Annotated in this window: 9 protein-coding genes; 6 read left to right on the top strand and 3 right to left on the bottom strand. The window is 59.4% G+C overall.

All coding sequences use genetic code 11. From position 1 onward, the window contains the following. Positions 1-117 precede the first annotated feature (117 nt). The 6 genes from tsaE (at position 118) to GCE01_RS03670 (ending at position 9,633) form a co-directional block, all read left to right on the top strand. Complete coding sequence (gene tsaE / locus GCE01_RS03695) at positions 118-567, top strand: tRNA (adenosine(37)-N6)-threonylcarbamoyltransferase complex ATPase subunit type 1 TsaE (RefSeq protein WP_099211143.1); 450 nt, start codon at positions 118-120, stop codon at positions 565-567. Then, positions 564-3,599 carry a double-strand break repair protein AddB gene (gene addB, locus GCE01_RS03690; protein ID WP_099210991.1) on the top strand — a complete coding sequence of 1,012 codons (3,036 nt, stop codon included), beginning with the start codon at positions 564-566 and terminating at the stop codon, positions 3,597-3,599. The genes tsaE and addB overlap by 4 nt, the downstream gene beginning before the upstream one ends. Next, entirely contained in the window at positions 3,596-7,153 is a 3,558-nt protein-coding gene (gene addA / locus GCE01_RS03685) for a double-strand break repair helicase AddA (protein WP_099210989.1), read from the top strand. Before addB ends, addA begins: the two co-directional genes overlap by 4 nt. Before the next feature lie 83 nt (positions 7,154-7,236). Then, positions 7,237-7,563, top strand: coding sequence for a thioredoxin TrxA (gene trxA, locus GCE01_RS03680; protein ID WP_007283421.1), 327 nt, complete (start codon positions 7,237-7,239; stop codon positions 7,561-7,563). Positions 7,564-7,649: 86 nt separating this feature from the next. Beyond that, a complete protein-coding gene (gene rnd / locus GCE01_RS03675) occupies positions 7,650-8,852 on the top strand; it encodes a ribonuclease D (protein WP_099210987.1) in 1,203 nt (400 codons plus the stop codon). A gap of 133 nt (positions 8,853-8,985) precedes the next feature. Then, positions 8,986-9,633 carry a GcrA family cell cycle regulator gene (locus GCE01_RS03670; protein WP_046900173.1) on the top strand — a complete coding sequence of 216 codons (648 nt, stop codon included), beginning with the start codon at positions 8,986-8,988 and terminating at the stop codon, positions 9,631-9,633. A 58-nt stretch (positions 9,634-9,691) separates the two neighbouring features. Here GCE01_RS03670 and GCE01_RS03665 read toward each other — a convergent pair whose 3' ends face one another. From GCE01_RS03665 to GCE01_RS03655, 3 genes are read right to left on the bottom strand one after another with little or no spacing between them, the layout of a single operon-like run. Then, positions 9,692-11,320 (bottom strand): efflux transporter outer membrane subunit, encoded by a 1,629-nt coding sequence (locus GCE01_RS03665; RefSeq protein WP_099210985.1) that lies wholly within the window; start codon positions 11,318-11,320, stop codon positions 9,692-9,694. Continuing rightward, entirely contained in the window at positions 11,317-12,498 is a 1,182-nt protein-coding gene (locus tag GCE01_RS03660) for an efflux RND transporter periplasmic adaptor subunit (RefSeq protein WP_099210983.1), read from the bottom strand. The genes GCE01_RS03665 and GCE01_RS03660 overlap by 4 nt, the downstream gene beginning before the upstream one ends. Next, a complete protein-coding gene (locus GCE01_RS03655) occupies positions 12,498-15,671 on the bottom strand; it encodes an efflux RND transporter permease subunit (protein ID WP_099210981.1) in 3,174 nt (1,057 codons plus the stop codon). Before GCE01_RS03655 ends, GCE01_RS03660 begins: the two co-directional genes overlap by 1 nt. Positions 15,672-15,681: the final 10 nt, after the last annotated feature.

Genomic DNA, 15,681 nt, shown 5'->3' with positions numbered 1-15,681 from the left:
CGTTCACTTTATTTCGTTTTGTGTCATGTCTTATGCTTGTGACGAGCAATGCCCTGTTGTCAGAAAGCAGAACATCCACCGCTTGATGGATGAGGCGTGCGGCGTCACATTGCGGGGATGCAGATACGTCTTCCCGATCAGTCCTCGACCGAACATCTTGCCGCCCGAATCGCTGGGCTGTGCGCTCCGGGCGATTGCATTGCCCTGTCAGGCGGTCTGGGGGCCGGGAAAACTACCTTTGCGCGGGCATTTCTGCGGGTTTTGGCCCGTGATCCGCAGATGGAAGTTCCAAGCCCGAGCTTTGCACTGGTTCAGCCCTATGACACGTCTGCCGGGCCTGTTTTCCACTATGACCTATGGCGGCTGGATGGGCCGGATGCGCTGTATGAACTGGCTTGGGATGAAGCCTGTGAAGGCATTATGCTGGTGGAATGGCCAGAGCGCGCCGAAGATCTCCTCCCTGCCAATGCACTGCATCTGACGCTCACCTCGGGCGCGACAGAAGACGAACGGTTTGCGGAGCTGACCGGCTGGCCGGACGAGCGCTTGAGCGGGATTGCGCTATGACCGTTGTGACGATTGCTGGCACCGAGCCGTTTCTGGATCGGGTCGCTCATGAATGGCTGAAACAGGACCCCGCTGCCGGAACGGACGGTCCGGGCCTGCTGCTCGTGCCGAGCCGTCGTGCCGGACGTGCGTTGATGGAAGCATTTCTGCGCGTGCTGGATGGCAAGGCATCCCTCCTGCCGCGCATCGTTGCGATCAATGACGTAGATGAAGAGGCGCTGGCGTCCATCGGGATTGATGTCTCGTTGCCCCCGGCTGTTGAACCACAAAGACGGCTGGCTGTTCTGTCCATGCTGATTCTGCAAACGCCCATTGTCAGTGTCGGAGTGGACAAAACCAAAGGCATTGATCGGGCATGGCCTCTCGCCAAAGCACTGGCGGACCTGATGGATGAGGCCGAACGCAGTGGCGTCGATCTGGCAAAAAGCCTGCCAGACGCTGTGGAAGAACGCTTTTCAGAACACTGGCAGCAGACGCTGAAATTTCTGGAAATCGTTACAACGATCTGGCCGAAATGGCTAGAAGAAGAAGGTTTGTCGAACCCCGTCGCCCGTCAGGTTGCGCGTCTGAAAGCGCAGGCGGCAGCGTGGCAGCATGTTCCTCCCCACACGCCTGTCTGGGCGGTCGGGTTCGCAGATGGGTCTGCAGCGGTTTCAGATGTGCTGGGGGCGGTTGCGACGTTACCGGCCGGACTGGTGATCCTTCCGGGGGTTGATCTGGACCTGCCTCAGGCGATGTGGGACGCGCTGCCTGCGTCACACCCACAGGCTGGTCTCAAGGAAATTCTTACGGATCTGGGGCTGACACGCGACGATCTGACGGACTGGGACGGCGGCAGGGACCGGGCCAGAGAACGCCTGATGCGTGGCGTCATGCTGCCGGAACAGGGGATTACGGCTTGGGGGCGGGATCTGAAACCGCGGAATATTTCTGGCCTGTCTCTGCTGCCTGCACAGGATCAGCAGCAGGAAGCGCAGTCCATCGCATTGATTCTTAGAAATGTGGTGTCCGTTCCTGGCCAGACCTGCGCGCTTGTGACGCCAGATCGTAGCCTTGCCCAGCGCGTTGGAACCGAGCTGTTGCGGTTCGGGATTTATGCTGATGACAGTGCCGGTGAGCCTCTGGCGCAGACGCCAACCGCCGTGTTCCTGCGCCTGATCGCCACGGCAGCCGAGGCGCAGCTTTCCCCGGTGGCTCTGCTTTCTGTTCTGAAACACCCTTTGGCATCTCTTGGGCGAACACCGGGTAACTGTCACGCCTCGGCCCGTCGGCTGGAGCGTTTGTTGTTGCGTGGACCCGCTCCTGCACCCGGTATCGCAGGCCTTAAGGCGGCGCTTGAGACGTATATCCAGAACCAGCGTGACCCGGACAATGGGGCAAGCGCGGATGCTCCTGATGAGCCGGAAGGGCCAGCAGCGTTCATCGCCCGGATTGAAGCCGCTTTCGAGCCTTTGCTTGGCCTGTCTGGCGCGGTTCCACTCCCTGAATTGCTGGAAGCCTTAATTCATACCGCCGAAGCCTTAGCGGCGACCGAAACAGAACTGACTGCAGAGCCCGAAGAAGGACTGCATCCGGGCGGGCGTCTCTGGATGGGGGATGATGGTGAGGCGCTCTCCCGCCACTTGGCCGCTTTGATCCAGCATACCGGCATCCTGCCACCGCAAAGGTTGGCGCATCTGGATTCCTTTTTGAATACATCTATGGCCGGGCAGATGCTGACGGGCCTGCGCGCGCATCGTGGCGGTGTGGAACTGGCCCATCCGCGTGTCACCATTCTCGGTGTGCTCGAAGCACGTCTGCTGGCGTTCGATGTGGTTGTTCTGGGTGGATTAAACGAAACGGTCTGGCCACCTGCAACAGATCCGGGGCCATGGTTGAGCCGACCTATGCGAACGCGTGTTGGTCTGCCGTCTCCTGAGCGGCAGATCGGCATCAGCGCTCATGATTTCGTCTCAACGGCTCTGGCCGCTGGGGAGGTCGTGTTCTCCAGTTCCGCCCGGCGTGACGGTGCACCGGGTGTGCCTGCCCGCTGGATGGTGCGAATGGAAGCGTTCCTGGGTGGCCGTGGGCAGAAACTGCCTGTGCATCCCGCGCTCGAATGGCAAAAGGCGATGGATCAGCCGCTGGATGGTGCAGAAACCGTGGCTCCCCCAGAGCCAAGGCCTCCTGTGGCACTCCGGCCGCGTCGTCTGAGCATCACGGAGATCGAGACGTGGATGCAGGACCCGTATGCCATTTACGCCAAGCATGTCCTGAAGCTGAAGGCGCTTAAGCCGCTTGAAGAAGGTGCAGAACACGCGGATTTCGGCATGATTGTGCATGAGGCCATGGATCGCGTTCTCAAAGATTATCCGGATCGCTGGCCGCAGAATGTGGCCGCATCCCTAAAGCGTGCGTTCGCAGAAGAACTGGCCAAGGCCAATATGCGACCTGCGCTGGTCAGCTGGTGGAGCCCAAGACTGGAGCGTATTGCAGACTGGGTTGCCATACAGGAGCGCACCCGGCGAGAACAGGAACACGCCATCGCGCGGCATATGGAAGTGTCTGCGTCGTTCAAGATCGAAGCTGCACGTGCACCGTTCGAACTGCGCGGTAGGGCAGACCGCATTGACGTTGATGAAGACGGCAAGGCGACGATCTTCGATTACAAAACCGGTTCGCCGCCTACCGGGAAAGCCGTGGAAGGTGGGTGGTCCGTTCAGCTTGTTCTGGAAGGGGCATTGCTGGCCAAGGGGGCTTTCGAAGGCGTTCCGGCTGCCGAGACGAAACAGCTTCTGTACTGGCATCTGACGGGCGGCGATGATCCGGGGAAAGAGAGCGAAGTCCCGAGCCGGAAATCCAGCCTTGATGCGGCGGCCCTGATTGGCGAGGCCATGGAAAAACTACGCGGTCTCATTGAGGAGTATGACCATCCCGATCAACCCTATCGCTCCCAGCCCTGGGCCGGGCATGTGCCGCGCTACACGGATTACGCCCAGTTGGCACGGGTGGATGAATGGCGCGCGGCCTATGCGGAAGGAGACGACTCATGAGCGAGACCCGCAACCGCGCTGACGTTATTGCTGAAGCTGATCGCACACAGCTTGCCGCGTCTGATCCGATGGCATCGGTGTTCGTGTCTGCGTCTGCTGGATCGGGCAAGACCAAGCTGCTGATTGATCGTCTGCTTCGTCTGATGCTGCCCCTTGAAGTGGACGCGGATGATGGGTCGATTGTGTTGGCCGAAGGGGCAAATCCGTCCCGCATCCTTTGCTTGACCTACACCAAAGCCGCCGCCGCCGAGATGGCCAATCGTCTCCAGTCCCGGCTCGGCGAATGGGTGTCGCTCCCGGATGAGCGTCTGGGTCGGGAACTTGAGAAATTACGTGTCCCCAATACGGATGAGACACGTCGTGCGGCTCGTGCGCTGTTCCTGAAAGTTCTGGATCTGCCGGGCGGTTTGCGGATCGAAACGATCCATGCGTTCTGTCAGTCGCTCCTGCGTCGTTTCCCCCTTGAAGCCTCCGTTGATCCGCATTTCACCCTGATGGAAGATACGGATACGACGCTGGCGTTGCGTGAGGCGATGGAAGACGAACTCGCCAAGGCTCCAAAAATCGTGGCGGAAGTGGCGGGGACTATCGGGATCGACCGGTTCTTCCAGCGGATCCGCGCCCTGAACATGGAAGAAAGTCGCGTCCGTCCCCTGCTGGATCGTTGGCAGATGCTGCCGGACGCTGTGCTGAGCGCCTATCGGGGAGCCCTGGAAGCCGGGCAGGAGGCGGCGTCTGATCTGGAAGGGTTGATCTGTAAGCCTCGCAAGGAAGCGGAATTGCGGGCCGGACTTCAGGCGGCGCTCGGCGTTGTCACGGCCGCTGCGAAGCCCACTGTGGAGCAGATGCTTCTGTGGCTTGGGACACAGTTGGAAGACCGTTCGGCCCCCGTCTGGAGCAAATGTCTGCTGACGGACAAGGGCACCGTGCGGCAGATGAACCGCATCATCAGCAAGAAAGCACAGGACGCTGTTCCTGAGATCGTGCCGCTGCTGGAAGAGGAAGGCCAGCGCTTGCTGGACCTAACCGAGAGCATCAAGCGCGCCGTGCTTCTTTCCCTGAACCGTGCGCTTCTGTCGCTTGCCGCGCCGATGCTGTCCAGCTTCCGAGAGGGCAAGGCTGCGCGTGGACTGGTGGACTACAACGACCTTATTCAGGAAACGCGGAATCTGCTTGAAGATCCAGGTGCGGCCTGGGTGCTCTACAAGCTAGATGGCGGGATCGACCATCTTCTACTGGATGAGGTGCAGGATAATTCCGGCCTTCAGTGGGAGATTGCCGGGGCTCTGACATCCGAGTTCTTCTCCGGTGAGGGCGCATGGGAGCAGGGGCCGAGACCCCGCACTGTGTTCGCGGTCGGCGACTACAAACAGTCCATTTACGGATTTCAGGGCGCTGACCCTGAACAGTTTCATAGCTGGAGAGCCGAGTTTGCCCGCCGCGTTCAGAATGCGGGTCTGCCGTGGCGTGACCCAGATCTGAATGTTTCGTTCCGCTCCGTCACGCCCGTTCTATCTTTCGTTGATGCTGTCTTTTCTCAACCGAACGCGGCTCATGGTCTTCTGGAACAGGGGCAGGAGGCGCTGCTTCCTCATGTGTCCGCACGTCCGGGGCAAGGGGGGCGTGTTGAGCTCTGGCCGCTCGTTCCGGTGTTGGAAGGCGAGGACGATGATGAAGGTCTGACACCCTGGCAGGCTCCGAAAGCCAATACCGGCCAGCGCAGTGCGCCACAGCGTCTGGCGGAGGCGCTCGCCGGGTGGATTGATCAACAGATTGGCCGTTCGCCACAGCCAGGTCAGGCGCCTCTGAAAGCGGGCGATGTTCTGATTCTCGTGCCGCGCCGTTCATCCTTCCTGCGCTCCCTGATTCGGGCGTTGAAGTCGCGGAACGTGCCGGTCGCGACACTGGTGCGCGTCGGTTTGACGCAGCAGGTGGCCGTGCGCGACCTCATGACGCTCTGTGCCGCACTGCTTTTGCCACAGGACGATCTGACACTGGCGGCGGTTCTGACCTCACCCCTCGGTGGGCTGAGTGATGATTCCCTGATGGCGCTGGCGACAAAAGATGGTCGTGCCCACGCCCTTGGCCCGAAAGGCCAGCCGCTCTGGACTGTCCTGCGGGAACGTCATCGGGAGCGTGCGGAGTGGCAGGCAGCATGGACGATGCTGTCCGCGCTCTATGCACGGGTGGATTATGCCACGCCGTATCGCCTGCTGGCCGAAGCGCTTGGCCCGCATGGTGGGCGCACAAGACTGCTGCGTCGTCTTGGGCCGGAAGCGGCTGAACCTGTGGACGAACTGCTGACAGCCGCCCTACGATACGAAGGACTGCACCCCCCTTCGCTTCAGGGGTTTCTGCATTGGCTGGAAGCCAGCGAAATCACCAGTAAGCGTGAAGCGGAAAGCGAAACCGGGGCTGTCCGCGTCATGACCGTGCATGGATCGAAGGGCTTGCAGGCTCGTCTGGTCGTGATGCCGGATACGTTGTCCCGTGCGCCAGCCAGTGGAGACTTCCTATGGGAAGAAGCCGCCGGGCTGGACCTTCCGATCTGGGTGCCAAAGAAAGATGCCGGAACGGATGTCACGACCGCCTTGTCTGCCCGGGATGCAGAGAAGGCCCGGGCGGAAAACAACCGTCTGCTCTACGTAGCCCTGACGCGCGCCAGTGACTGGCTGGTGATCTGCGGAGCGTCCACGAAACGCCAGCCGGATGAGACAAGCTGGTATCGTCAGTGTCAGGCCGGGTTCGAAACGCTCGCCAATGCGCGACCCGAACCGCTGGGACTGGGTTGGGACGGAGACCGTCTAGTTCTGGAAGAAGAGCGGAGCGTGGCTCCTGCGCCCGATGCCGCGCCGCAAATCGTCGCGCCCATGCTGGACTTGCCGGTCTGGCTAGGTCGTGCGCCCGACTGGCGCGCGGATGTTGCGCCGATGGAAGACGCCATGACCCGGCCTCTGGCGCCGAGCCGGCCGGATGGCGCGGAGTTTGGCGAAGTGCCCGCAGCCCGATCTCCGTTGGAACTTCTGGCTGGCAGGCCAAAGCCAGTTCGGGAACAGGCCATGCGGCGCGGCACGATGATCCATCGCCTGCTTCAGCTTCTGCCGGAAACGCCATCCGAGGACCGGTTAGCTCTTGCAACCCGCTGGCTTTCCAGACCTGCGCTCGGGCTGACAGAGAGCGAGGTTGAGCGTCTGACGGATCAGGTCATGGGCGTCCTGCGCCATCCGGATCTCGCACCTCTGTTTCAGGCAGGTAGTCGGGCAGAGCAGCCAATATCGGGCATCAGTGAGGGGCGCGTGGTTCTGGGGCAGGTGGATCGTCTGTGGATCGGGAACGGAGAAATCTGGATCTGTGATTACAAAACGAACCGTACTCCCCCGATTCGCGTTGAGCGCACACCCGTGGCCTATGTGCGGCAGATGGCGGCCTATCGGGCTGTTCTCCAGCAACTGCACCCCGATTTTGCCATCCACTGCTCCCTGGTCTGGACGGAGGGGCCCTCTGTAATGGTCCTTCCAGATGAGCTTCTGGATCGTGTACTGGAGGAGTCTTGATTTAACGGGCAGGCTCTTGCAGTCCTGACCAGAGAAGCCGATATCGGTTTACAGAAACACGTTTCATCACAAGGAACACGTCCATGAGCGCAAATACGGTTGCCGTTACGGATAGCAGCTTTGAAACAGACGTCCTGAAGTCTGATGGCCCGGTTCTGGTCGATTTCTGGGCAGAATGGTGCGGTCCGTGCAAGATGATTGCCCCGGCGCTTGAGGAAATTGGCGCTGAGTATCAGGGCCGCCTGAAGGTCGCGAAGGTCAACATCGACTCCAACCCGGAAGCCCCGACGCAGTATGGCGTCCGCAGCATCCCGACGCTGATCGTCTTCAAGGACGGCAAGCCGGTGGCCCAGCAGATGGGTGCAATGCCGAAGAGCCAGCTCAAGGCCTGGATCGAGAAGTCCATCTGATCTGATGGCTACTCGCTATCCACTGTCCTTCATTCGAGGGCAGTGGGGGCGTGGTCAGAGGCGATTCCTTTGTGTAGGATCGGGCCATGCGTCCGAAAGCCTCTGATTTCCCGTCCCCCGTCATCGTGACCTCCAGCGAGGAGGTTGCACGGCTCTGCAACAAGCTGAAGCAGGAGCCGTTCGTTACCATCGATACGGAATTCGTTCGGGAAAAGACCTACTGGCCCGAGCTCTGCCTCGTGCAGCTTGCTGGTGCCGAAGACGTCGCCGTTATTGATACGCTGGCGCCGGGCATTGATCTGGCTCCATTGGGCGAACTCCTAGATGAGCCCGGATGCATCAAGGTGTTCCATGCCGCGCGGCAGGACCTTGAAATTTTCCTTCATATTTTCGACCGGCTTCCGCAGTCCCTGTTTGATACACAGGTTGCAGCGATGGTGGCCGGATTTGGCGATCAGGTCGGCTATGACAGTCTGGTTGGGGCTATCACTGGCAATGCGATCGACAAAGCTCATCGGTTCAGTGACTGGTCAGCCCGTCCCCTGACGAAGGCGCAGATTGCTTACGCAGCAGCGGATGTGACGCATCTTCGCACAGTCTATCTTGCGCTTCGTAAGCAGCTTGAAGAGGAAGGTCGCCTGCGCTGGGCTGATGCCGAACAGGCTGTTCTGACGTCCGAAGAGACATTCCGCCCTGATCCGCGCCGTCTTTGGGAAAAGCTGAAAGCCCGCACGAATAATCGCAGAATGCTTGGTATCCTGCGTGAGATAGCAGCATGGCGTGAAAAAGAGGCGCAGAACGCCGATATTCCCCGCCAGCGGGTTATTCGGGATGAAAGTCTGCTCGAAATTGCTGCGATCAAGCCGGAAAACGTTGAGACGCTAGCGCGTGTCCGGGGTGTAACGCGCGGCTTTGCTGAAGGACGTATGGGGCAGGGGCTTCTGGAAGTCGTTCGTGTCGGTGAAAACCTTCCGGAGTCCGAACTGCCCAAGCCACCGTCCAAATCCGATCGTGGACGCCCGTCCGCGGCTTTAGTTGCGCTTCTTCGGGTGCTTCAGACAGCCAAGTGTGAAATGCACAAAGTTGCGCCGCGTCTGGTGGCGTCTTCCGAAGATCTGGACCGGATTGCACTTGGTGAGACAGATGTCGGTGCTCTTAAGGGCTGGCGTCGTGAAGTTTTTGGGCTGGATGCGCTGGCGCTCGTACGTGGCGAGATCGCACTGGCTGTCGTAAAGGGATGTGTTGAGCTTCAGCGGGTTGCACCAGACGGTGAACCTGCAGACGCGTGACAAGCACCTTCGACGCGGGCATGACTTTCTGGTAAGGAACGTCACCCAAAAGATTCCGGTCCTGTAAAAAGGGTCGGCGGGTAACAGGATAGTGGGCCAAGACAGGCCCGGATGCGCGACAGAGGAACGATATATGGACTGGACGGACGAGACGATCGCCAGACTTCGCGAGTTGTGGAGTCAGGGACTTTCGACCGCCGAAATCGGCCGCCAGCTTTCCATCACGAAGAATGCTGTTGTTGGCAAGGCGCATCGCCTTGGCCTGCCGCCTCGCCCGTCACCCATCCGGAACCGCAAGGTCAAGGATGGCGAAACGCCGTCAACGGAAGTGCCACGGCGCAAGCCCCCCACCCGGAAGTCTGCGGCACCTGCCGAAGCAACTGCTGACCTTTTGGGTGACAAGGTAGATGCCAAGGCCACCCCAGCCAAGGTGGATGCGCCCAAGGCTGCTCCTGCAAAGGCAGCAGAAACTGTGGCGGCCCGTCCTGTGGTTGCTCAAGTTGCACGCGCAGCTGCGGTTCCACCCCTGAAGGCTGAAGCGCCCGCCAAGCCGCCTGCTCCGGAACCCCGTGTGGCTCCGCCGGTCCGTCCGGCTCCGCCGCCGCGTTTTACGGCCAGCATTGATCGTCCGACGCGTCGTGGCCCGTCCTGCTGTTGGCCGATCGGTGATCCGGGCACCCCGGGGTTCCATTTCTGTGGCGCAACCCCTCTGCCGGGTAAGCCCTACTGTGCGGAACATGCGGCCATCGCCTACGTCAAAATCCGCGACCGTCGCGATTAAAAAAAAGCCGTCCAAATGGACGGCTTTTTTTATTGGCTATTTCTGGCCATCCGTCTGTTCAGGGATGGTTCGCCAGATCGCCCATTGGCAGGGAGGGGAGTTGCCTGTCATGACCGAGGCCGGGCGTCGAAGGTGCGGTGCCCGTGAGGTTCTCGAACTGCTCCGGATGCTGTGATGCCGTGACATCTCCAACAGCCTTCGGGTGGTGCAGATTATCATACTGGAGCGGCGCGATAGACAATGTCTGGTCCATGGTTGGCAGCGCCTTGACGGACCACCCGCCACCCAGGCTGCGGATCAGGTCCACATCTGCCGTATAAAGGCGCGTGGCGACCTCCACCTGATGGATGCGGCTTTCCAGTGTATTTTCCTGACTGAAAATCGCTTCCAGGTATGTGCCAACGCCACCTTGATAAAGGGTCATGGTCATGTTCTGGGTGTCGAGATTGGCTTTGACGGCCTGCTCCAGGGCAGTGTTTTCTTTGGAGAGGCGCTCAGTCCGGGACAAGCCATCTTCGACTTCGCGGAAGGCATCAAGAACCTTCATGCGGTATTCGTCGCGCGTTTCCCGGTATGCAGACCAGGTTCTCTGGAGTTCCGCCCGACGCAGCCCACCATCAAAGAGCGGCATGTCGAGGCTGGCGCCATACGTCCAGAGTGAATTGGCCAGATTGGCCAGATCGAAGCCATTGGATGCAAAACCGCCGCCCAGCTTCAAAGCGATATGCGGGTAGAATGCCGCACGGGCGATGCCGATTTCCCGGTTGGCCTGAGCCATTTCGCGTTCGGCCGACGCAATGTCTGGCCGACGTTGCAGCAGTTCGGAAGGCACGGTGGTTGGGATGCTCGGCTGGATGAAGCTGAACGTCTGAACCTGCGGAATATGGAACGCCGATGGAGACGAGTTGGTTAAAACGGCAATGGCATGCTCCGTGACCTGACGGGCAGCCTGAATATCCAGCTGAGCGGCCTGCGTGGTGTAGAGCTGTGCCTGAGCACGGGCCAGATCCAGACGTGGGGCTGCCTGATTCTGAACCTGATTTTCCGTGATGGTGACCGCCCGCTTATAGAAGGCGATGGACTGTGAGTAGATCGCATCCTGTGCGTCATAGCCGCGCAATTCAATATAATCGCGCGCCAGTTCAGCCTGTGTGCTCAGGCGTGCCATGGCGAAGTCTGCCGCGCGTTGCTGGGCAAACTGCTTCTGGGACCGAACGCGGTTCCGGATGGACGACCAGAAATCCGGCTCCCAGGACACGAGGCCACCGTAATCCTCTTCCGTTTGCGTGAGGGTGGCACCATTGCGGAACAGACGGTCAGCAGACTGTTTGTTGTCTGACGCACCGGCTTCCAGGCTGGCATGGGGGAGCAGTTCGGACCGCGCCGCTGCTACGAGGGACCGTGCCTGAATGAAGCGTTCTGCTGCTGCCTGAATGTCTCCGTTGTCTGCCGTTGCGCGCTCTTCCAGCTCGTTCAGGAGTGGATCATGCAGCATGATCCACCAGTTTTCCGGAAGGAGCGTATCAGCAGGCGTGGCGACAGCGAACGGTGCCTGACCCTGCCAGCTCGCCGGGACAACGAAGCTGGGGGCCTTGTAGGTCGGGGCGAGATCGCAGGCTGACAGCCCCAGAAGGGAGAGGGCTGAACCGCAGGCGAGTGAAAAACGGCGAAGGATGGGGCTGATCATTGGTCTTTCCCATAGCCTGACTGGTTATAGCCGCGCTGACCTTCCACGATATTGACCTTGTCGCCTTCCAGCACATCGGCTGGCGGGTTGGAGATGATGCGGTCTGTCGGGGAAATGCCATTCTGGATTTCGGTTGACGTGTCGGCCATGCGACCGACGGTGACGTTCCGATAATGGACGCGGCTGTTTTCATCGACGACGGCGACCTGCATGCCCTTTTCTTCGAAGACGAGAGCACTGGTCGGGATTTCGTAGAGATGTGCGTCTTCATTGTGGGATTTCAGCGCTGCAGAGGCGAAGGTGCCCGGCCACAGCACTTCATCCTTGTTCTCAAGCGTAAACTCGGCAACGGCTGTACGGGTGGTCGGGTCGAAGCCGCGTGATGTCGTCAGGTAATGCGCTTCAAACGTGCGGCCACGATACTGGGGCACACTGATGGTCGCCGTCAGATCTGGCTGCAGAACATAGGAGAATGTTTCTGGCACCGACACGAACAGACGCAGCTTCTGTACATCTGCAACCGTGAAGAGTTCGGATGCGCCACCCGTTGAGTTCAGGCCGCCGCCGCCATTGTTGACGTAATCACCGACGTTGATGTTACGGGCCGTCACGACGCCGTCAAACGGTGCAACGATGGTCTTGAACTTCTCGAGTGCTTCGAAGTGATCGACGTTACGTTGTGCTGCATCCACTTCTGCATGGGCAGACTGTTCGTTTGCGTTGGACACCGAGACGGACTGCCCTGAAACGGACTGAGACCGCCCCATGGCGCGCCAGCGCTCGGCCGTCACTGTGGCGAGGTGGTACTTCGCCATCACAGAGTCCAGATCTGCCTTGGCCTGCGCATACTGTGCATCAAGGGCAGGGGCATTGATCTCGGCCAGAGCGTCGCCAGCCTTCACGTGTGCACCATAGTCCTTGTACCACATCTTCACGTAGCCAGAGACCTGCGGGTAGATCGGCGCCTGATACCAGGCATCAATCGTGCCGGGGAGCGTCAGGGCAACCTTTTCAGGTGACTGTTTGGGCGTGACGACCGCAACGTTCTGGATCGCGCCAGCTTCAGTGTCAGCCTTCAGTTCCGTTGCCGCATGGGTTTTTTCGACAACGATGAAGCCCACGTAAAGCGCGAGAACGCAGCTTCCCGCAATGGCGAAGATTTTCGGAGAGCTGGCCATTAGACAGTTTCCTTCTGACGCGAAGAACGATTGTGGAGGATGGCGTAAACGCAGGGGACAAAGAGCAGCGTAGAGATCGTTGCGACCAGCAGACCGCCGATGACAGCCTTGCCCAGTGGCGCGTTCGTGGAGTTCGAAATGGCCATCGGGATCATGCCAACGATCATGGCGAGTGCGGTCATGAGCACGGGGCGGATACGGCCAAAGCCGGCTTCCAGTGCTGCCTTGAGGGCGTCACCGTGGATTTCGAGGCGTTCACGGGCGAACGAGACCACGAGGATGGAGTTGGCCGTGGCCGTTCCCATGCACATGATGGCGCCCGTGAGAGCCGGAACGGACAGACGCGTATTTGTCAGGAACAGAGCCCAGGCAATACCGCCCAGAGCACCCGGCAGCGCCGTGATGATGATGAACGGATCAAGCCAGGACTGGAAGTTCACAACGATCAGCAGATAGATCAGCACCACGGAAACGCAGAGCCCGAAGACAAGCTGTGAGTAGGCACCATGCATGGTGGTGGCTTGTCCGTGGACGTCGATTTCAGCCGAGCGCGGGACGTTATGTGCGTCGGCCGCCAGTACTTTTTTCACGCCGTCCAGAACGGAACCCATGTCCGTGCCCTCGACGTTTACGTAAATGTCCATCTCGGACATCGAGTTGTAGTGAGACACTTCGCCCGGTGTTCCGGCTGCAATCACGTTGGCAACGGCACCCAGAAGCTGCGGGTCGATGTTCTCTGTGTTGCCTTCACCCTTGTCCACCGGAATGGTCAGCAGATCGCTCAGATGCGTCATCTGATCCTGTGAGGTGTAAAGGTTCAGCGGGAAGGTGACGTTGTCTTCCGGGTCAAGCCAGAACTGCGGGTCCACAACGGCTGAGCCCGAGAGCGTGTACAGTTCGTTCTGGGCAATATCGGCTTCCGTCACGCCTGTTGCCTGACCGAAGGTCCGATCACCGTTAACCATCAGCGTTGGCGTGGACATGGTCTGCTGGATGGTGACGTCCGCAGCACCTGGAACCTGACGGATCTTGCCAATGATGTGACGAGCATAATCGTAGTTTAGCAGGGCATCCGGACCGGAGATCTGAACGTCAATCGGAGCAGAAGATCCAAAGTTCAGGATTTTCTGGGTCAGATCAGCAGGCTGGAATGTGAAGACCGTGCCGGGGAAACGCTGTGACAGATCCTTGCGGAGCAGCTTGCGGTAGTCCCAGACAGGGGAGGCATCATTTTTCAGGGCAATCGTCAGGTCGCAGTCCTGCGTTCCGACGCTTGGTGTGGGCATGAACGCCTGATTGTGGGGGCCTTCCGGCAGGCCGCAATCAGAAATGATGCTTTCAACCTTGCCTGCCAGATCCTGATGAATGCGATCATCCACGAGGGCAGCGATACGGCCAGCAACCTCGATACGCGTTCCCAGAGGTGCACGCATATGCATCTGGAGAGTGCCGGACTTCACTTCAGGGAAGAAGTCTCGTCCTGCGAAGGCATAGAGTCCGGTTGAAGCAATAGAGATCAGCATGAAGATGCCGACGAAAGCGCCACGGCGGCTGATGCAGCGCTCCAGCAGGCTGCCATAGCCGTCACGGAACCGATTGAAGCGGCTTTCGAATCCAGCCTGAAACCGGCCAAAGAAGCCTTTGGGTTCAGGGTGGCCATGATCGGTTTCACCATGCGCGCCATGGTGAACCTGTCCTGCGAGAAGATACTTGGCCATGGTGGGCACGAGCGTACGGGACAGGATGAAGGACGCGATCATCGCGAAGATGATGGCTTCTGCCATTGGCATGAAGAGGTAGCCTGACACGCCATCCAGTTCGAAGAGTGGCAGCCAGACAATGCAGATGCAGGTTGTGGAAACGAAGGTCGGGATGACGATCTGGTTTGCCGCATCAATGATGGCGAGTTCCAGATCCTTGCCCATTTCAAGATGGGTATCGATATTCTCGATCATGACGGTGGCGTCATCCACAAGAATACCAACGGCAAGAGCCAGACCACCCAGTGTCATCACGTTGATGGACTGACCCGCCCATCCCAGCCCGATGAGCGCACACAGAATGGCCAGCGGGATGGATGTTGCGATGATGACGGTGGAGCGCCAGGAGCCAAGGAACAGTAGAACCACAATACCGGTCAGGAACGCGGCCGTGATCATTTCCTGAACGACGTCCTTGATCTGGTCTTTCACCATCACGGAGGCGTCTTCAAGGATCGAGACATGCACATCAGGCGGCAGAATTCGACGCAGACGCGGAAGAAGCGCCTTGGTCGCAGCCACAACATCCAGAGTGGAGGCGGTACCACCCTTCTGGGTAATGACTTCTACAGCCTGACGGCCCTTCACCAGCACCAGGTTTGTCTGAGGATGCCCACCGCGATAGACGTCCGCAACGTCCCTCACATAGATGACCGCATTGCCAACCCGTTTGACGGGGATATTGGCGATGTCTTCCATGCTCTGCGGGGCTGCATTGGTCTGCACCATCCAGTCGGTTGCATCGATCTTCTGGTCACCGGCTGGCAGAACGATGTTCTGCTTGCGTAGGGCAGCCTGAACGTCAGCCGCGGCAAGGTGATGGGCCCGGAGTTCCGCCTGGTTCATGGAGACCATGACAAAGCTGTCCATGCCGCCATTCGGGTGAGCCACGACGGCACCCGGAACGGTTGCGAGCAGCGGGCGAACCGTAATTACGCCGAGTTTGAACAGATCGGATGGTGTTTGTTTGTCAGATGTGATCTGTAGGGCAATGACGGGAACCTGAGACGGGTTCAGGGCCATGATCATTGGCGCAGGCACCATGGGCGGAAGGCCCAAGAGCACTGTCTGCGAAATTGCCGTCACTTCTGCTTCGGCTTCCCCGATGGGCGTGCCGGGCTGGAAGTAAATATCTACAATCGACCGACCATAATAGGAGTTGGACTCCATATGCTCGATGTTCTGAACTGTTGTCGTAACAGCCAGTTCGAAGTTGTAGGTAATACGGCCAGCAAATTCCTGTGGCAGAAGACCTGGATAGGTCCAGACCGCTGCGACGACCGGAATCTTGATATTGGGGAATACGTCCGTTGGCGTCCTGAGGATCGAGAGGATGCCAAGCATCACAATCAGAATCGACAGGACGACGAACGTTAAGGGTCGTCTTAGCGCGGTGACAACAATGGCATTCATTGGTTGGCGC

The organism is Gluconobacter cerinus (assembly GCF_002723935.1).
GTDB lineage: Bacteria > Pseudomonadota > Alphaproteobacteria > Acetobacterales > Acetobacteraceae > Gluconobacter > Gluconobacter cerinus.
The sequence above is the reverse complement of the archived record's forward strand: the minus strand, read 5'-3'. Positions and strand labels throughout refer to the sequence as shown.